Source organism: Devosia faecipullorum (assembly GCF_015158295.1).
In the GTDB taxonomy this organism is placed as follows: Bacteria; Pseudomonadota; Alphaproteobacteria; order Rhizobiales; family Devosiaceae; genus Devosia; species Devosia faecipullorum.
Genome location: NZ_JACDXV010000001.1, coordinates 265198 through 283338, shown reverse-complemented (window position 1 = coordinate 283338; position 18141 = coordinate 265198). Strand labels below are relative to the sequence as shown.

Sequence of the window (18141 nt, the reverse complement as noted above, 5' to 3'; positions counted from 1 at the left end):
GATGAATCGCGATCTTGTGGCGGCCATTCCGGGCGCCCTGATATTACCCGATCTCGCGCCAGGGGCGGCGGCATTGATGGAAAGCGCGGTGCCCGATGCCATCGCGAAGCATGGGGTGGAGCGATTGCTCGGCCTGGGCGCCGCAGAATATCTGGGCGGCTCGGCCTTCAACGCCGCCCGCATCGCCGCGTTTCTCAATCGTGCGGAGAACCCCCTCGAACTGGCATTTTTCGGCATTGCCGGCGCGGTAGGCGACGCCTATCCGCACCTTGAGGCGCTGCGCGGCTGGCAGGTGGATGTCGATGGTGTGGAACAAAGCGCATCGCCGCCCGCGACCTGCCTCGCCATGGTGGAAAGCGGCGGTCGCACCTTGCTCACGGCGAGCGGCGCCAATGCCGGCATCGCTGATTTTCTTGCGCGTGAGAGCGAAAAACTGGCGGTCGGCATCGCCCGTTGCGACCTCGTACACGTAACCTCTTATCTCCACCCGAAAGCGCCAGCGCTGATTGCAACTGTGCTTTCCCGCGCCCGGCAGCTCAATCCCGGCCTTCTGGTGTCGCTCGATCCCGGCGCCGCCTGGATATTGCCCGGCGGCGAAAATCTTACGCTGCTGCTCGCGCAAACCAATATCCTGCACCTCAATAGCGAGGAATTCGCGCATATGGGCGGGCACGATACCACGGCCTCACTGGCCGCGCGGCTCGCGCCGTCGCGGCGGCTGATCGTCGCCCGCACCCATCTCGGCGCGACGGTCTACGAGGACATGGGCGATGGCGCCCTGGAGCAAAAGACCTTGCCGGACACGCCATTGCCGCCCGCTATTGTCGACGCCAATGGTGCCGGCGACACCTTCTGCGGCGGCTTCCTCTGGCATTTTGCCACTCATGCGAATGACCCGCTCACGGCCGCCCGTCGCGGCTTCCTGCTGGCGCGCACCAAGATCGTCCAGAACGGCCCGCTGAATTCGATGGTACTAGATGCTTGAGGTGTGAGAACTTGGTGATCCCGACTGGATTCGAACCAGTGGCCTCAGGATTAGGAATCCTGCGCTCTATCCTGCTGAGCTACGGGACCAGCCGGCACCGACCTAGCAGTGCCGAAGCCAATATTCAAGCTATGCGGTGTGGCGGATTTCGCGCTAGCTGGGCGCATGACCCAGCCTGCCGACATTGTTCTATATCCCGCTCCGGTTTTGTCCCTGCGCGCCAATCCACGCCCGCTCGATGAGGCGCTTGTTGCCATTGGCAGGCGTCTTCTCGCTACCGCGCAACACCATCGCGCCTATGGCCTGGCCGCAAGCCATATCGGTGAGGCGGAGCCCGTGGCGGTGGTCAGTTTCGGGCCGGAGGAGGGGCGGGATTATCACCTGCTCTTCAATCCGCAGATCCTGAGCCTTTCGGCTCAGACCGTCATGGGGCCTGAAGGCTCAGTGTCCTTGCCGGGCGTTGAGGCCGACATTTCGCGGGCCATATCGATATTCGTCACCTATGAGGACGCCGAGGGCGAGAGCCAAAACACTGAATTATCCGGTTTTACCGCGCGTGTGGCGCAGCATGAGATCGACCAGATGAACGGGATGTTCTTTCTCGACAGGCTTTCCCGGCTCAAGCGCGACGCGGCGCTGCGGCGATACCGGAAACTTTCGCGTTGAGGCAAGTGAGGCTGCCGGTTGATCCGTCCGCGCGCCTCCGCTAAACGGAGCGCAGCAAAAAAGGAACGACAATGCGCACGGAAATTGAAAAGACCGTTGCCGAAATCGAGCAGGTTCTGACCCTGCTGAGGAGGCATCTTTGACTGGGATACAGCACAACTCCGTCTCGATGCGCTAAACGCGCAGACTGAATCGCCCGAATTCTGGAGCGACCCGGACAAGGCCCGCGTCACCATGCGCGAGCGTGACGAGCTTGATGTGGCCGTCAAGACGGTGCGCGAGCTGGAAACGGGCATTAGCGACAATACCGAACTGATCGAACTTGGCGAGGCCGAGGGCGACGAAGCCATTGTGCGCGACGCCGAGAACGCCCTGATCGAACTCAAGGCCATGGCCCGGCGCACCCAGATCGAGACCCTGCTCTCGGGCGAGGTGGACGCCAACGATTGCTATGTCGAAATCCATTCCGGCGCCGGCGGCACCGAAAGCCAGGATTGGGCCAACATGCTGCTCCGCATGTATACCCGCTGGGCCGAACGTCGCAAATTCAAGGTGCAGGTGCTGGAAATGCATGACGGCGACGAAGCCGGCATCAAGTCCGCCACCATTCAGGTTTCCGGCCACAATGCCTATGGCTGGCTGAAGACCGAGAGCGGGGTTCACCGGCTGGTGCGCATCTCGCCCTATGATTCAGCGGCGCGCCGCCATACCAGCTTTTCGAGCTGCTGGGTCTATCCGGTGGTCGATGATTCCATCGACATCGAAATCCGCGAAGCCGATCTCAAGGTCGATACCTATCGCTCCTCGGGCGCGGGCGGGCAGCACGTCAACACCACCGACTCGGCCATCCGCATCACCCATATTCCCTCCGGGATCATCGTGGCCTGCCAGCAGGAGCGTAGCCAGCACAAGAACCGTGCGACGGCCATGGCCATGCTGAAATCGCGTCTTTACGAGGCCGAGTTGCAGAAGCGCGAAGAGGCCGCCAATGCGCAGGCAGCCAACAAGACCGACATCGGCTGGGGCCACCAGATCCGCTCCTACGTCCTGCAACCCTATCAGATGGTCAAGGATTTGCGCACCGGCGTCGAAAGCGGCCAGCCCTCGGTGGTGCTGGACGGTGATCTCGACGAGTTCATGGAAGCTGCCCTGGCGCAGCGCGTCGGCGTGGCGACGGATGTAGAATCAGAGTCCTGATTTCGCCGCCGACCTGCCATTTTTCGTCACCGTGCGGCTACGCCAGGCGGTGACGAAAAATGGAGCATCCGGATGAGCCGGGCTGAATGGCCGTTGGCGCGCCTAGAGGATTGCCAGCAGGCGTTTCCCGGCTTCAAGAAACGGTCGAGGATCGAGAGCCTCGTCGCCGCGCCGCACTTCGAAATGCAGGTGGGGGCCAGTGGAGCGGCCGGTCGTGCCGACCTTGGCGATCGGGGTGCCGGTGCTGACCGTCTGGCCGGACTTGGCCAGATAGGAGCTGAGATGGGTGTAGCGGGTCACAAGGCCATTGCCATGGCTGATCTCCACCACCTTGCCATATCCTGACCTTTCGCCCACGAAACTCACCACACCATCGGCGGCGCTGAAGACATTAGTGCCGGTGGCGGCCGCAAAATCCAGCCCCGAGTGAAAGGCTCTGCCGCCGGTAAAGGGATCCTTGCGATTGCCGAAGCCGGAGCTTTGCCGGAAATTGCCGGAAATGGGCATGTGCACCGGCGCCAGCGTCAGGCTGTCGCGCGCCGCCTTGTAGCGCAGCAGGGCGTCCATCACCGCATTGGCGTCATCGACCAGGGCGGCGCTTTCCACGCTGCCCGACGCGGCCAGCAGCGGGCCCCCCATGCCGGTCAAGGCGCCGTCCGGCATTGCAGTGGCGATGCCGAGTTTGCTCAATTCGCTGACAATGCTGTCAGTTCGCGCAGTGGCGGCAATGGCAATGCCGGTCATCGCCTGCGCCGTTTCGTCCATCATCCGGGCCACGTTTTCCGCCGTGGCCGCTATGTCAGGATTGCCGTTGGGCGTAGTGGCGGCAGCCAGATCGTCGGGGCTGCTCATCGTCACATCGATGTCGGCCAGACCGAGCCGGTCGGCCTTGTCCACCAGTGCGCGCACCAATTGGTGCTGCTCCAGCAGCACGTCCTGTTGCTGGGACAATTCCTGCAATTGCAGATTGATGTCGCCCGTCTGCGCATAGGAGCGCGAATGCAACCGGTCGATTTCCACCCGCATCTGCGCCAGCCTGTCCTCATAGGCGGCGACCACGAGGTCATTCTGCCCGCCCATCAGTCGGGCGATGTCGGGCGCCATGAGCAGGGCAGTGCCGGTCAGAGCATTGCCGCCGAGCAGCAGGGCGAACATGGCGTAGAACAGGGCAGGGTGGATGCCTTTGCGCGGGGGCGGAGCATCCTTGTAGTCCCGGCTGCCAAAGCTGGCTGACTGACGCATACAACTCCCCACACGCACGAACATGGTTAGCGGAGTATGGAGGGCTTTGGTTAAGAAAGCCGGAAACGTCCCGCCTAAGCGATGACTTCGTCGAGCGCCGCCAGCACTTTTGCGGCGTGGCCTTTGATGCGGGTGGCGCGGATGATCCGGGCGATCTTGCCATCGGCGTCGATGATGAAACTGGTGCGGATGAGGCCCATGAATTCGCGTCCATAGAGCTTTTTGAGCTGCCACAGGCCGAATGCTTCAATGGTGGTCAGATCTGGGTCAGCGCCCAGCGGCACGACCAGACCATATTTGGCGCGGAATTTGCGATGACTGTCCATGTCGTCAGGGGATATGCCGATCAAGGTGGCGCCGCGCGCGGCAAAATCCGGAGCCAGGGCTGAAAATTCCAGGTTTTCATCGACGCAACCGCCCGAATCGTCCTGCGGATAGAAGTACAGTACCGCCGGTCGGCCCTTGAGGCTGGCGGCACTGACTTCGGTGCCGTCGTCGCATTGCAGGGTGAATTGGGGGGCCGGATCGCCCGGCTTGAGATCGGTCATCGACGCCATCCTGTTCTACCCACCGGCATAATGACTTTCGCCGTCATTTGCGACCTCGCTCGCCGTTCGATGCGGATACCCCGGCGAATTTGCACATTTTCCCGCAACAAAGGCCCCCCGATGCTGTTCAGGGTGTCGGCGTCACAATCCAGCCGGTATCATCCAGCAATGGACCGCATGGTGCGGATGATTCTGTGCGGACCAGACCTGATCTGCCTCTCTGGCATGGCGACACGTGACCGAAGCGACGATTCTGACAGACAAGACGGAGTCTTCGTCTCCCCCGCCGGCGCGGACGCCGGCGCGGCGGGCCGCCAAGATTGCCGTCTGGTTCGTCGGCATCCCGTGCGCGCTGCTGCTCGTGCTCTATGTCGTGCTGCTGATTACACCAGTCCGCCTGCCGTTTACCGGTCCGGCCATCCGCAATTTCGTTCAGTCGTTCCTTCCCGAGACGGCCGAACTGACCATGGGCGACATGGCGCTGGCGCTGGAACGGGGCATTTGGCCGGTCCTGCGTTTCGCTCCGGTTGAATATCTCGACCACAAATCGGGTGCGCGCGTCGCCATGGAGGCGCTGGAAATCGGCTTTTCGCCGTCGCGGGCGCTGTTCGGGCAACCGGGCACAACGATCGCCATCGTCGGCCCGCATATCCAGATCGTTCAGGATCTTTACGGGCCGCGCCCCGCCAATATCGAGATTACCGAAAGCTTGGATGGCGCGCCGCCCACCATACGGGTTCTGGAAGGGGACGATGCCTTTCCTGCCGTCGACATCTCGACGTCAGGGATTTCCTTTGCCGCCGGGGATGCGCCGCCAATGCGCTCGGACAATGACTGGCTGGTCTATAATCTGGAGGCCAGCGAGGTGGCGCTTGCCGATCTGGTGGAGCAGACGGCGCGCGGACTGTTTTCGCGGCTGGTGATCCGCGGCGGCCATGTCGACATGGCCGACCCGCTTTATGGCCTGTTCCGCCAGTTCACCAATGTCTCGCTCGAGATCGGGCCGGTGCCGGGCAGCAGGCGCACGGAGGGCAATTTCTCGGCCGTGATCGGCGGGCGCAATGTGTTCGGCTCGGTGGAGCGGTCCATCGATGACGATGGTACGCGCCGGCTTCAGGCTGACGTCACCAATCTTGATTTCGCGGCCTTCCTGCCGTTCATGGACGATAAGGACAGTCTGGCCGCGATGCGCGGCGCAGGGGCCATCTCCATCGACGTCACCTTCACGCCCGAAGAGGGCAAGCTGATCGGCGGCGATTTCAAGATCGACCTCACCGGCATCGATCTGCGCCTGGCCGACGATTATTTCCCGGTTGCCAGTTCCATTCTCGATGTCTCATGGATTCCTTCCAAGGGGCAGTTCGAGATGAAGGAAGGCGCCTTGCAGATCGGCCAGAGTCGGGCGCGGGTGGCTGGTGTCTTTGCCATGGGGCTCGATCCGAAATACGGCCCCACCATCGGCATGTCGCTGCGGGCGCGCGATGTATTCATCCATCCCAACGACATGGAGGAGCCCGAACAGCCCTTTGAAGACGTCGAGTTTTCCGGCTGGTCGGCGCCTCTCTACGGCGCGGTCGGGATTGACCGGCTTGTCGCGCAGAAGGGCGATGCGCTGGTAGAAACGGCGGGCAGGCTCGACCTGGTTCAGGATGGCCTTGGCATCAATATGAACATTGCCGGGCACGGGGTCAGTGCCGACGACGTCAAGCGGCTCTGGCCCTATATCATGGGCGGAGAAAGCCGCGACTGGTTCGTCGCCAATGTCACCGATGGTCGGGTCAAGAATGCGCATCTCGCCTTCAATTTCCCGGTCGGCTCCATGGCCATTGGCGATGAAACCCGGCCTATTCCCAAGGACAGCATGCAGATCGACATCGTCGGGGAGGAGGTGGCCGTCAAGCCGACTCCGGCCATGTCGCCCATAATCATCGCCGGGGAAACGCGACTGCATGTCAGCGACGTGAGCATGTCGGTCGCCGGAGGTGGCGGCACGCTCGAAACCAGGGCTGGAATCATCGCCGTCAACAATCCGGCTTTGGTGATGGACAATTCGGTGCCCGGTGAGAGCATTGTCGAAATTTCGGGCAATCTCGATGCGCCTATTCCGGCTCTGCTGGCGCTGGTCGAGGAACAGCAGCCCGACGCGCTGAGCAGCGTGGACTTGCCCATTGATCCGGCGAGTCTTGCCGGCAAGATCAATCTCGACCTTGTCGCCACCATCGCGCTGGCCGACGAGACAACGGGCCGGGAGATGAAGCTCGATTACGTGGCCAACGGCAAGGTCAGCGATTTCGCCAGCACGGAGCCGATCCAGGGGCGCAAGATCGGCAATGGACAATTGGCCTTTTCCGCCTCGCAACTGGGCTATCAGCTCGGCGGCACTGCCGAGATTGACGGCATGGTTGCCGAAGTGGCGATTGAGGGAACGCCGGAAACCGAGCCGGTTTTCCGCCTGGCCTCAACGATGGATGTCGCTGGCCTCGCATCCATGGGCTTCGATGTTTCCCAATTCGCCAGCGGTCAGGTACGCTTCGTGGCCCAGCCGCTCGCCGGCGACGCAATGCAGATATCTATCGATCTTCAGCAGGCGGGCCTCAATATACGCGATCTCGGCATCTCCAAGGCGCGCGGCACGCCGGGCAGTCTCAATGCCACGATCCGTCCGGATGGCGAAGTCACCCATCTCGAGGAGATCGCCCTGGCCTTCGGCGATGTCCGGCTGGAGGGCAAGCTCGATTTCCACGCCAAGAACGGCCTGGTCTCAGCCAATTTTGACAATTTCGCGCTGAGCAGCGGTGACAATGCCAGCGTCAGTCTCGCACCGATGGATGGCGGCTATTCCGTGCGGATCAGGGGGCGCCAGCTCGATCTTAAGCCGGTACTCGGCCGCTTCTTCAGTCTGGGCGAGGGCAGTGGCGGGGTGCAGAGCACTCAGTTCAGTGCGCCCATAGCGCTCGATGTGGAGCTTGATCGGGCCGTGGGCTATTACGCGACCACCGCGTTCAACCTCGATCTCGACCTGCTGCTGCGCGGCACCCAGCTCAGCCGCGCGGCACTCTCCACCCAGTTCGGCGAGGGCAATGCGCTCTCCATCACCACCAATCCCGCGCCCAATGGCCGTTCGCTGGTCATGGCATTCAACGATGCGGGCACGGTGCTGCGGCTCCTCGGCATCTATTCCCAACTGGCGGGCGGCTCTGGCAGTCTGGTCATGACCACCGACCGCAATCGGGATCAGGAGGTCGGCCAGCTCATCATGCGCGATTTCGCCATCGTGGACGAAGCCAATGTCGTCCAGATCCTGGGGAACCACTCCGATTCCCGCGCGGCGATCGCGGCCCGGAACCGGCTGGATTTCGACGCGGGCCAGGTGGATTTCATCCGCCGCGAGGAAAGCGTGGAAGTCACCAATGCGGTTCTGGCCGGTGATGTGGTGGGCGGTACGCTGCGCGGCTTCATCCATACCGGCAGCCGCCAATATGACCTTGTCGGCACCTATGTGCCCCTGTTCGGGCTCAACAACATGTTCAGCCAGATTCCGCTTCTGGGTCCGCTGCTCGGCGGGCGCGACGGCGAGGGGCTGGTCGGCGTCACCTTCGCGGTGCGCGGCCCGCTCAACCAGCCGCAATTCCTGGTCAACCCCCTCTCGATTCTCGCTCCCGGCTTCCTGCGCGAGCTGTTCGAATTCCGTTCCCGCGCGGTGCCGGTCGCGCAATAGAAAAGGGCGCTGCACACGCAACGCCCTTTCAAACTGCCGGAACTGACTAAGCCAATCCCTCCAGATCGTCACCACCCGGTTTATCCGGGTGGCCCATACATTGTTTCGGCGAAATGGATTGCCCGGACAAGTTTATCCCCGGGCGCGAAGCGACCAGTGGGCCGGGCAATGACGAGAAAGCCTAAGCCGGCTTGATCAGCGCGTGGCGCTTCTTGCCCACCGAGAGCTTGATCACCCCTTCGGGCAGAAGGGCGTTTTCGGCGAGGCTCAGCTTGTCGTCGTCGATGACCGCATCGTTCACGCGCACCGCGCCCGAGGCCACGTGCCGCCGTGCTTCGCCGTTCGATGTGGCAAGACCCACCTTGACCAGCGCATTGAGCACACCGATGCCGGCATTGAGTTCGGCATGGGTGACTTCGGCCGTGGGCAAGGACAGGTCGATGGCGCCGGTCTCGAAAGTGGCACGCGCCGTTTCCGCTGCCTCGTCGGCCGCCGAACGGCCATGCACCAAAGCTGTGACTTCGGTGGCCAGGCGTTTCTTGGCCTCATTGATGTCGCCCGCTGCAACCCGAGCGATTTCGTCGAGCGGCAGCGTGGTGAAGAGCTTCATGAAGCGCTCGACGTCCGCATCCTCGGTGTTGCGCCAATATTGCCAGAAATCATATACGCTCATCATGTCGGCATTGAGCCACATGGCTCCGCCGAGCGACTTGCCCATTTTCTGGCCGGACGAGGTGGTCAGAAGCGGCGAGGTCAGGGCATAGAATTGCTTGCCGAGCATGCGGTGCCCGAGGTCGATGCCGTTGACGATATTGCCCCATTGGTCCGAGCCGCCCATTTGCAAGACGCAATCGTAGCGCTTGTTCAGCTCCACGAAGTCATAGGCCTGCAGGATCATGTAGTTGAATTCGAGGAAGCTCAGCGACTGCTCGCGGTCGATGCGCAGCTTTACCGAGTCAAAGCTCAGCATGCGATTGACCGAAAAATGCTGGCCCACATCGCGCAGGAACTCGACATAATTGAGCCCCAGCAGCCAATCGGCATTGTTGGCCATGATGCCATTGCCGCCGGCATCCTCGAATTTGAGGAAATTGCCGAATTTGGCCTTGATGCCTTCGATATTGTCCTTGATGCCTTCGACGCCGAGCAGCTTGCGCGCCTCGTCCTTGAAGCTGGGGTCGCCGATCATGCCGGTGCCGCCGCCCATCAGCGCGATGGGGCGATGGCCGGTGGCCTGCAACCAGTGCAGCATCATGATCTGGGTGAGATGGCCCACATGCAGGCTGGCCGCGGTCGGGTCATAGCCGATATAGGCCGTGATCTGGCCCTCGGAGGCCAGCTTGTCGAGCCCTTCGGGGTCGGAGATTTGATGGATATAGCCGCGCTCGTCGAGCGTGCGGAGGAAGTCGGATTTGAATTTGGTCATTGTGCGATCCATTCGATCCAGCGGGCGCCCGACAATGCGGAGGCCCACTGGTTCGTCACTATTCAGAACGGAGATTGCGGCTTGCGGCAATCTTCCGGGTTGAGGACGATCGCCTCAATGCGCTGCTAATTCAGCGCCCGCCGCCGTCCGCGATCTCCTGACGGCGACGGTCGAGATATTCGGCGCAGCGCGTCGTCAATTCGTCGATCTTGCCTTCATAGAAATGGTTGGCGCCATCCACGATCTGCTGCTCGATGGTGATGCCCTTCTGGGTCTTGAGCTTGTCCACCAGCTTCTGGACCGACGAGGGCGGAGCCACGCGGTCCTTGTCGCCATGGATGATCAGGCCAGAGGAGGGGCAGGGGGCCAGGAACGAGAAATCATAGAGATTTTCGGGCGGGGACACCGAGATGAAGCCTTCCACTTCCGGGCGGCGCATCAGCAATTGCATGCCGATCCAGGCGCCGAAGGAGAAGCCGGCGATCCAGCAGCCGCGCGACTCGCGGTTGATGGTCTGAAGCCAGTCCAGTGCCGAAGCAGCGTCGCTCAGCTCGCCGATCCCGTGGTCGAACACGCCCTGGCTGCGGCCGACGCCGCGCGAATTGAAACGCAGCACGGAGAAGCCGCGCTCGGCGAACATGTAGAACAGATTATAGACGATCTGGTTGTTCATCGTCCCGCCGAATTGCGGATGCGGATGCAGCACGATGGCCACCGGCGCATTGGGTTCCTTGCCCGGCTGGTACCGGCCTTCGAGGCGCCCTTCCGGGCCATTGAAGATCACTTCAGGCATAGGTTTGTTTCCGGCCTTTCAGGCTTTATCACAATGGTCATTCGGGCCTCGGGAAAGCGGTGTGCGACGCTTGACTAAGCGCCGTGCTCTCCATAAAACATGGGTCCGAAACACCAGTTTAGAATTGTTCAAAACGTGTTTCTGGCTGTGTGACGGCCAGCTTGAGCGCCCCTTGTAATGAAGTTGCGCTCAGAATTTCAAGAAGTGTTTGGCTTTCGCGGGGCGGTATCGCCTCGGGCCGGGCATATAAGACATGACAGGCGCGCATGCGCCAACAGCATTGTGCGGAAAAATTGGCAACGTTTTTCTGCTGGTGACGCTGCGAAAACAGGAAAGTGGAGCGCCGGGTCCGAAGTCATCGGAACGTCCGGCGCCAAGGTAAGATGACGAGACCGGCGGTCTATCTTGATCACAATGCCGCGTCCCCGCTTCGTCCCGAGGCGAGGGCGGCTCTGCTTGCCGCGCTCGATCTCCACGGCAATCCATCGTCCGTCCATGCGCATGGACGGGCGCTGCGTGATGTCATCGAAACCGGCCGTCAGCGCGTGGCGCGCCTTGCCGGGGCGGAAACCCGCCAGGTTGTCTTCACCGGCTCGGCCACCGAAGCGATCACCCAGGCGATTGTCGGCGGCGCGAAAGCGTTTTCGTCCGGGGCCATCGCCATGTCCGCAGGGGAACACGCCGCCGTCATCAAGGCGGCGGAGGCCACGGGCCTGCCTTTATGGACTATCGGCCTGGATGGGCAAGGGCGCATTGATCTTGATCAATTGGCCGAAATCCTGCGCCGCGCCGACGAGAAGGGCGTAACGCTGCTGGTAGCGGTCCACTGGGTCAACAACGAGACCGGCATCGTGCAGCCCATGGCCCGCATCAATGCCATGGTCGGCGCCACTCGCCACACGCTGTTTGTCGATGCGGTGCAGGCCTGCGGCAAGCTGCCTCTCGATTTTGCCGCTTCGGCACCCGATATGATGGCCATAAGCGGCCATAAGATCGGCGCTCCTGCCGGCATTGGCGCCCTGCTGGTCAAGGGCCATGCTGACATCGTCCGGCTCATCCCCGGTGGTGGGCAGGAACAGGGCCGTCGCGGCGGCACCGAATCCACGGCGTTTATCGCCGCCTTCGGCGCGGCCGCCGAGGCCAACAGTTTCGATAGCGCGGCCACGACTGCGCTGACACAGCGCGTGGAAACCGGCCTTAGGGCCATGGTGCCGGAAATGGTCATTTTCGGCGAGCAGGCGGAGCGGATTGGCAATGTGGTCAATTTCGCCGTGCCCGGCCTCGGCAATGCCATTGCAATGATGGGGCTGGACCTGATGGGCCTTTCGGTCTCCTCGGGCTCCGCCTGTTCCTCGGGCAAGGTCGGCCCCAGCCATGTGCTTGCCGCGATGGGGGTCGATAAGGCGTTGTGCGAATGCGCGCTGCGCGTCAGCTTCGGCTGGAATTCGACGCGTGAGGACGCCGATGCGTTTCTCACCGGATTTGAAACACTTCTTGCCCGCCACAAGCGGGCAGGACAGGCGGCCTGACAGGCCGGACACGGGGCGCTTCCAGGAAAGGTGGACACTGAAAGTGGACACCGGTTTTCCGGTTCGGAAGCGCTAGAAGAGAATTCGTTCGCGGCGGCCTTGAACCGCCGATGAGCACAAAGGAGAGCCTCATGGCGGACTACGATATTCCAACTCTCAAGGAAGAGATCGACCGGGAAACCGTCGAGCAGGTTCTGGCGCTCGATGTGGACAAGTATAAATACGGCTTCGAGACCGACATCGAATCCTATGTGGCCCCGATTGGCCTCAACGAGGATACCGTCCGCCTGATTTCCGCCAAGAAAGACGAGCCGGAATGGATGCTGGAATGGCGTCTCGACGCGTTCCGCCGTTTCCAGACCATGGAAGAGCCGAACTGGGCCAAGCTGCATTATCCAAAGATCGATCTGCAGGCGATCAGCTATTATGCGGCGCCCAAGAGCGTCAAAGGCCCGATGAGCCTCGACGAAGTCGATCCCGAACTGCTCCGCACCTATGAAAAGCTCGGCATTCCGCTCAAGGAACAGGCGATCCTGGCCGGCGTTCAGGGCGCGGCGGAATCGGTGGGCACGCCGTTCGGCGCCAATGTCGCCGTCGATGCCGTGTTCGATTCCGTCTCGGTCATCACTACGTTCCGCGAGGAACTGGCCAAGGTCGGCATCATCTTCTGCTCCATCTCTGAAGCGGTGCGTGAGCATCCCGAGCTGGTGAAGAAATATCTCGGCTCGGTGGTTCCGGTCTCCGACAATTACTACGCCACGCTCAATTCGGCGGTCTTCACCGATGGTTCGTTCGTCTACATCCCCAAGGGCGTCCGTTGCCCGATGGAGCTGTCGACCTATTTCCGCATCAACGAGAAGAATACCGGCCAGTTCGAGCGGACGCTGATCATCGCCGAAGATGATTCCTACGTGTCCTATCTCGAAGGCTGCACCGCGCCGACCCGCGATGAGAACCAGCTGCACGCCGCCGTGGTGGAACTGGTCGCCCTCGACAATGCCGAGATCAAGTATTCCACTGTCCAGAACTGGTATCCGGGCGACAAGGACGGCAAGGGCGGCATCTACAATTTCGTCACCAAGCGCGGCGATTGCCGGGGCGTCAATTCGCACATTTCCTGGACCCAGGTGGAGACCGGCTCGGCCATCACCTGGAAATATCCGAGCTGCATCCTGCGCGGCGACGGCTCGCGTGGCGAATTCTATTCCATCGCCATCTCCAACGGCCATCAGCAGGTCGATAGCGGCACCAAGATGATCCATCTGGGCAAGAACACGTCCAGCCGCATCATCGCCAAGGGCATCGCCGCCGGCTTCTCGGACAATACGTATCGCGGCCAGGTTTCGGCCCATGCCAAGGCGAAAAACGCCCGCAATTTCACCCAATGCGACAGCTTGTTGATCGGGGACAAATGCGGGGCGCACACGGTCCCCTATATCGAAAGCCGTAACGGCACCGCCGTGTTCGAGCACGAGGCGACCACGTCCAAGATTTCCGACGATCAGATGTTCTATTGCCGTCAGCGCGGGCTCAACGAAGAGGAAGCCGTGGCTCTGATCGTCAATGGCTTCGTCCGCGACGTGCTTCAGCACCTGCCGATGGAATTCATGGTTGAAACCCAGAAACTGATTTCGATCAGCCTCGAAGGCAGCGTCGGCTAAACCCGTAACAATTCACTTACCGGGCGGCGCTGACGCGACCCCGGGACCAGGAGAAACGAAATGACCACTCCCGTTCTTGAAATCCGCAATCTGCATGCCCGTATCGAGGATCGCGAAATCCTCAAGGGTGTGAACCTCATCATCCCGCCCGGCGAAGTCCATGCCATCATGGGCCGCAACGGCTCGGGCAAGTCCACGCTGTCCTATGTACTGGCCGGCAAGGAAGACTACGAGATCACCGAGGGCGAAATCCTGCTCAATGGCGAATCCATCCTTGAGATGGAGCCCGATGAGCGCGCCGCCGCCGGCGTCTTCCTCGCCTTCCAATATCCGATCGAAATTCCCGGCGTCGCGACCATGACCTTCCTCAAGGCTGCCATCAATTCGCAGCGCAAGGCACGGGGCGAGAGCGAGATTTCGACGCCCGACTTCATGCGCGCCGTCAAGGAAGCCGGAGCCCAGCTCAATATCGACAGCGACATGCTCAAGCGCCCGCTCAATGTCGGCTTTTCCGGTGGCGAGAAGAAGCGCGCCGAGATCCTGCAAATGGCGCTGCTCAAGCCCGCCCTCGCGGTGCTGGACGAAACCGATTCCGGTCTCGACATCGACGCGCTCCAGGTCGTTTCCAAGGGCGTCAACGCGTTGCGCGACGGTCAGCGCTCCATGCTGGTCATCACCCACTATCAGCGCCTGTTGAACCACATCGTCCCCGATGTCGTTCACGTCTTCTCCGACGGCCGGATCGTGGAGAGCGGCGACAAGGATCTGGCGCTCAAGCTCGAAGCCAAGGGCTATGCCGATTACGACGGTCAGGCGGCCTGACCATGCGACCCAGCTTTCCTGTCCGTCTCGGCCCGGCCGAGCAAGCCCTGATCGATCAGCTCAAGTCCGTCGGCGCCGACCAGGTTGCCGAGCGCATCGGCGTGGTCGGCCTGCCGACGCGCCGTGTCGAGTCCTATCACTATACCGATCTCAAAACCCTGCTGCGCGCTGTGCCGGCGCTCGGTCAGCCGGCCAACGAGGCCAGCGCGCCCGCCTTGCGGGTGCCCGGAGCCTTCAACCTGATGATCGCCAATGGTGTCATCCAGAACGCGGCGACGGCCCCGGCGGGAATCATCGTCGGCAAGGCCAATGGTGGCGTGCTGACCACCCGCGACGACGTTCTGGTCCATCTCAACAATGGTCTGGTCAAGGAAGCCCTGACGCTGACGCTCGAAAGCAGCGTCGATCCGGTCATCCAGATCGAACGCCGCATCGAAGGTGAAGCCGCCCACGTGGCCGATGCGGTCAAGGTTTTCCTCGCCGATGGTGCTTCGGCCACCATTCTGGAAACCTTCTCCGGTTCCGACGCAGCCCATGTCGGCAATCACGCCAGTTATATTGCCCTAGGCAAGGGGGCAGTGCTGACCCATATCACGCTCGATCTGAGTGCGTCGGGCGTCAGCCATTTCGCCACCAACGAATACCATCTGGCCGATGGCGCCAGGCTGCGCACGCTGGTCATTCATGCGGGCGCCAATCTGGCGCGCACCCAGCTGTTCCCGAACCTGGTGGGAGCGGAGGCGCATGCCGATGTTACCGGGCTCAACCTCGTTTCCGAGGGCCAGCACGCCGACATCACCATGGAAACCACCCATGCGGTGCCTCATACGTCGTCGCAGCCGCTGTTCAAGTCTATTGCCCGTGGCCGTTCCAAGGCCGTGATACAGGGCAAACTGGTCGTCCTCCGCGACGCGCAGAAGACCGATGCCAAGTTCATGCATCAGGGGCTGATGCTGTCCGATGACGCGGAAATCCTCTCCAAGCCGGAGCTGGAAATCTATGCCGACGACGTGGTCTGTGGCCATGGCTCGACCTGCGGCAAGCTGGACGAGGACAGCCTCTTCTATCTGCTCAGCCGCGGTATTTCCAAGGTCGAGGCGGAGACCATGCTGGTGCGCGGCTTCATCGCCGAATTGCTCGATCCGGTAGAGGACGAAGCACTGAACGAAGCCCTGCAAGGCGTTGTCGACGGCTGGTTGCTGGGCAAGTGAAGCGGAAGCTGCTTCCCTTGCCCAACCTCCTCCCTGAGGGGAGATTAGCGCGGAGCTAGGCCCAAAGAGCCCCTAGCAAAGCCGGGGTGGGTATTGAAGCAGCGACACGATGACGACCTTCGGGTTGGGACGGCAACAGTCCCCACCCCCACCCCACCCCTCCCCCTCAAGGGGGAGGGGCCTATGCCCGGAGCAGGTGGATATATGACCTTCGACCTTCAAAAAGTCCGCGCCGATTTTCCGATCCTGTCTGAGCAGATTCATGGCAATCGCCTTGTCTATCTCGACAGCGGTGCCTCGGCCCAGAAGCCGGCTCAGGTTCTCGAGCGCATGGATCGCGCGTTCCGGCACGAATATGCCAACGTACATCGTGGCCTGCATACCTTGGCCAATCGCGCCACCGAGGGCTATGAAGCCGGGCGCGAAAGTGCCCGCCGCTTTCTCAATGCCGGGCGGATCGAGGAGATCATCTTCACCAAATCGGCCACCGAGGCGATCAATCTGGTCGCGTCATCCTTCGCCGGTCCACGCATCGCCGCGGGGGACGAGATCGTCACCACGATCATGGAGCATCATTCCAATATCGTGCCCTGGCATTTCCACCGGGAGCGTCAGGGGGCGGTGCTGAAATTCATCGACGTGCGCGAGGATGGTGCGCTCGATCTCGACGCCTTCGAAGCTGCTTTGACCAGCCGCACCCGTATCGTCGCCATCACGCATATGTCCAATGTCCTGGGCACCATCAACCCGATCAAGGACATGATCGCCATGGCGCATGCCAAGGGCATTGTGGTCCTGGTCGATGGTTCGCAGGGCGCGGTGCATATCAGCGTGGACGTGCAGGATCTCGACGCCGATTTCTACATCATGACCGGTCACAAGCTTTATGGCCCCACCGGCATCGGGGTGCTCTACGGCAAATACGACTTGCTGGCGGAAATGCAGCCCTATCAGGGCGGCGGCGAGATGATCGAAACCGTCACGCTGGATGGCGTCACCTATAACGAGCCGCCGCATCGATTCGAAGCCGGAACGCCGCCCATCGTGCAGGCCATCGGGCTCGGCGCGGCCCTCGACTATATGGAAAGCCTCGGCCGCGAGGCCATTGCCGCCCATGAGCATGAAATTGCCGCTTATGCGCAGGAGCAGCTGAGCCGCATCAATTCGCTGCGCCTCATCGGGACGGCGCCGGGCAAGGGCGGCATTTTCTCCTTCGAGATTGCCGGCGCCCATGCCCATGACGTCGCCACCATTCTCGACCGCTACGGCATCGCCGTTCGCGCGGGTACCCATTGCGCCCAACCGCTATTGGCCCGTTTCGGCGTCACCTCTACCTGCCGCGCCTCCTTCGCCCTATATAATGGCAAGGACGATGTGGACGCGCTGGTGGACGGCATCGAACGTGCCCGGAAATTTTTCGCCTGAGGAAACCGCTATGAGCGAAGAAACGACACTTGATCCCCGCATCACGCCGAACCTGCCATCCAGCCTGCCGGAAGGGGAAGTCGAGCGCATCACCAGCGATCTGATCGGCGCGCTCAAGACCGTCTATGACCCGGAAATCCCGGTGGACATCTATGAGCTTGGCCTTATCTACAAGGTGGATCTGGATGACGACCGCAATTTGACCATCGACATGACCCTGACCGCGCCGGGCTGCCCCGTCGCCGGCGAAATGCCCGGCTGGGTGGAAAATGCCGCGCGCGGCGTCGAAGGCATTCAGGATGTGACCGTCAACATGGTCTTTGATCCGCCGTGGGACGCTTCCCGCATGAGCGAGGAAGCCCAGGTTGCGTTGAACTGGTGGTAATCCGGCGCGTTTCGTCCTATATATCGTGAAACGCCGATAAAGGTTTGCCGTCGATGCCTTTCAAGATCATGTCGCTGACCGATGCCGCTGCCGAGCGCATCTCCGAGATCATCGAGGATTCGGATAAGCCGGTCCTGGGTCTGCGCGTTGGCATCAAGAATGCCGGCTGCGCGGGCGTGTCCTACACGATGGATTACGTCACCGAGCCGGTAAAGGGCGACGACCATGTCGAGGAACGCGGCGTCAACGTCTGGGTCGATCCCAAGGCGACCATGTATCTGCTCGGCACGGTGATGGATTTCGAGGCTGGCAAGTTCGGTTCCAGCTTCACCTTCAAGAATCCCAACCAGACCGGCGCCTGCGGTTGCGGCGAAAGCGTTACCCTGGCCCCGGCCGATCTCAAGGCGCTGGCCGAGGCGCGGGCGTCGGGCCATCCTGCCGGAGCCTGATCCCCCCACGGATCGTCCCCATCGAGCTTGTCCTAAGGGATCCTGCAAAAGCCGCTGCGAAAAAAAGTTCACGGATCAAACCCG

General features: G+C 61.8%; 15 protein-coding genes and 1 tRNA gene. 11 read left to right on the top strand and 5 right to left on the bottom strand.

Annotated elements, in window-relative coordinates; translation table 11 throughout:
- Position 1: 1 nt before the first annotated feature.
- On the top strand, positions 2 to 985 hold the full coding sequence (locus H0482_RS01345; protein WP_193728233.1) for a carbohydrate kinase family protein: 984 nt from the start codon (positions 2 to 4) through the stop codon (positions 983 to 985).
- Between the two features lie 12 nt (positions 986 to 997).
- Here H0482_RS01345 and H0482_RS01340 read toward each other — a convergent pair.
- A tRNA-Arg gene (locus H0482_RS01340) sits at positions 998 to 1074 on the bottom strand.
- A gap of 76 nt (positions 1075 to 1150) precedes the next feature.
- Between H0482_RS01340 and H0482_RS01335 the strand changes: the two genes are divergently transcribed.
- Complete coding sequence (locus H0482_RS01335; RefSeq protein WP_193728232.1) at positions 1151 to 1651, top strand: peptide deformylase; 501 nt, start codon at positions 1151 to 1153, stop codon at positions 1649 to 1651.
- Between the two features lie 71 nt (positions 1652 to 1722).
- Positions 1723 to 2848 (top strand): peptide chain release factor 2 gene (gene prfB / locus H0482_RS01330; protein ID WP_193728231.1). Its coding sequence is split into 2 segments (ribosomal slippage): positions 1723 to 1791 and positions 1793 to 2848, totalling 1125 coding nucleotides; the frame shifts between segments, so codons are not numbered across the junction.
- 102 nt (positions 2849 to 2950) lie between these two features.
- Here prfB and H0482_RS01325 read toward each other — a convergent pair.
- Together H0482_RS01325 and H0482_RS01320 are read right to left on the bottom strand one after the other, a co-directional pair.
- Positions 2951 to 4090: a M23 family metallopeptidase gene (locus H0482_RS01325; RefSeq protein WP_193728230.1), complete on the bottom strand. Its 1140-nt coding sequence runs from the start codon at positions 4088 to 4090 to the stop codon at positions 2951 to 2953.
- 74 nt (positions 4091 to 4164) lie between these two features.
- Positions 4165 to 4638, bottom strand: a complete 474-nt coding sequence (locus H0482_RS01320) for a peroxiredoxin (protein ID WP_193728229.1) — start codon at positions 4636 to 4638, stop codon at positions 4165 to 4167.
- 235 nt (positions 4639 to 4873) lie between these two features.
- Between H0482_RS01320 and H0482_RS01315 the strand changes: the two genes are divergently transcribed.
- Positions 4874 to 8356 carry a hypothetical protein gene (locus tag H0482_RS01315; protein ID WP_193728228.1) on the top strand — a complete coding sequence of 1161 codons (3483 nt, stop codon included), beginning with the start codon at positions 4874 to 4876 and terminating at the stop codon, positions 8354 to 8356.
- A 181-nt stretch (positions 8357 to 8537) separates the two neighbouring features.
- On the opposite strand, the gene tyrS is transcribed toward H0482_RS01315, so the two are convergent.
- Together tyrS and H0482_RS01305 are read right to left on the bottom strand one after the other, a co-directional pair.
- Positions 8538 to 9782, bottom strand: coding sequence for a tyrosine--tRNA ligase (gene tyrS, locus H0482_RS01310; RefSeq protein WP_193728227.1), 1245 nt, complete (start codon positions 9780 to 9782; stop codon positions 8538 to 8540).
- A 130-nt stretch (positions 9783 to 9912) separates the two neighbouring features.
- Entirely contained in the window at positions 9913 to 10575 is a 663-nt protein-coding gene (locus H0482_RS01305) for an alpha/beta hydrolase (protein WP_193728226.1), read from the bottom strand.
- Between the two features lie 383 nt (positions 10576 to 10958).
- Here H0482_RS01305 and H0482_RS01300 point away from each other — a divergent pair, with 383 nt between their 5' ends.
- From H0482_RS01300 to H0482_RS01270, 7 genes are all read left to right on the top strand, one after another.
- Entirely contained in the window at positions 10959 to 12104 is a 1146-nt protein-coding gene (locus tag H0482_RS01300; protein WP_193728225.1) for a cysteine desulfurase family protein, read from the top strand.
- Between the two features lie 131 nt (positions 12105 to 12235).
- Entirely contained in the window at positions 12236 to 13765 is a 1530-nt protein-coding gene (gene sufB / locus H0482_RS01295) for a Fe-S cluster assembly protein SufB (protein ID WP_193728224.1), read from the top strand.
- A 60-nt stretch (positions 13766 to 13825) separates the two neighbouring features.
- On the top strand, positions 13826 to 14587 hold the full coding sequence (sufC, locus tag H0482_RS01290; RefSeq protein WP_193728223.1) for a Fe-S cluster assembly ATPase SufC: 762 nt from the start codon (positions 13826 to 13828) through the stop codon (positions 14585 to 14587).
- Positions 14588 to 14589: 2 nt separating this feature from the next.
- Positions 14590 to 15798, top strand: coding sequence for a Fe-S cluster assembly protein SufD (gene sufD / locus H0482_RS01285; protein WP_193728222.1), 1209 nt, complete (start codon positions 14590 to 14592; stop codon positions 15796 to 15798).
- A 204-nt stretch (positions 15799 to 16002) separates the two neighbouring features.
- Complete coding sequence (locus H0482_RS01280; RefSeq protein WP_193728221.1) at positions 16003 to 17223, top strand: cysteine desulfurase; 1221 nt, start codon at positions 16003 to 16005, stop codon at positions 17221 to 17223.
- Between the two features lie 10 nt (positions 17224 to 17233).
- Positions 17234 to 17608: an SUF system Fe-S cluster assembly protein gene (locus H0482_RS01275; RefSeq protein WP_193728220.1), complete on the top strand. Its 375-nt coding sequence runs from the start codon at positions 17234 to 17236 to the stop codon at positions 17606 to 17608.
- A 53-nt stretch (positions 17609 to 17661) separates the two neighbouring features.
- On the top strand, positions 17662 to 18057 hold the full coding sequence (locus H0482_RS01270; RefSeq protein WP_193728219.1) for a HesB/IscA family protein: 396 nt from the start codon (positions 17662 to 17664) through the stop codon (positions 18055 to 18057).
- Positions 18058 to 18141 lie beyond the last annotated feature (84 nt).

Bases quoted from the DNA above. Each gene is read 5' to 3' on its own strand.
- H0482_RS01345 (WP_193728233.1), top strand. From the start codon at position 2: ATGAATCGCGATCTTGTGGCGGCCATTCCGGGCGCCCTGATATTACCC.
- H0482_RS01335 (WP_193728232.1), top strand. From the start codon at position 1,151: ATGACCCAGCCTGCCGACATTGTTCTATATCCCGCTCCGGTTTTGTCC.
- H0482_RS01325 (WP_193728230.1), bottom strand. From the start codon at position 4,090: ATGCGTCAGTCAGCCAGCTTTGGCAGCCGGGACTACAAGGATGCTCCG.
- H0482_RS01320 (WP_193728229.1), bottom strand. From the start codon at position 4,638: ATGACCGATCTCAAGCCGGGCGATCCGGCCCCCCAATTCACCCTGCAA.
- tyrS (WP_193728227.1), bottom strand. From the start codon at position 9,782: ATGACCAAATTCAAATCCGACTTCCTCCGCACGCTCGACGAGCGCGGC.
- H0482_RS01305 (WP_193728226.1), bottom strand. From the start codon at position 10,575: ATGCCTGAAGTGATCTTCAATGGCCCGGAAGGGCGCCTCGAAGGCCGG.
- H0482_RS01300 (WP_193728225.1), top strand. From the start codon at position 10,959: ATGACGAGACCGGCGGTCTATCTTGATCACAATGCCGCGTCCCCGCTT.
- sufB (WP_193728224.1), top strand. From the start codon at position 12,236: ATGGCGGACTACGATATTCCAACTCTCAAGGAAGAGATCGACCGGGAA.
- sufC (WP_193728223.1), top strand. From the start codon at position 13,826: ATGACCACTCCCGTTCTTGAAATCCGCAATCTGCATGCCCGTATCGAG.
- sufD (WP_193728222.1), top strand. From the start codon at position 14,590: ATGCGACCCAGCTTTCCTGTCCGTCTCGGCCCGGCCGAGCAAGCCCTG.
- H0482_RS01280 (WP_193728221.1), top strand. From the start codon at position 16,003: ATGACCTTCGACCTTCAAAAAGTCCGCGCCGATTTTCCGATCCTGTCT.
- H0482_RS01275 (WP_193728220.1), top strand. From the start codon at position 17,234: ATGAGCGAAGAAACGACACTTGATCCCCGCATCACGCCGAACCTGCCA.
- H0482_RS01270 (WP_193728219.1), top strand. From the start codon at position 17,662: ATGCCTTTCAAGATCATGTCGCTGACCGATGCCGCTGCCGAGCGCATC.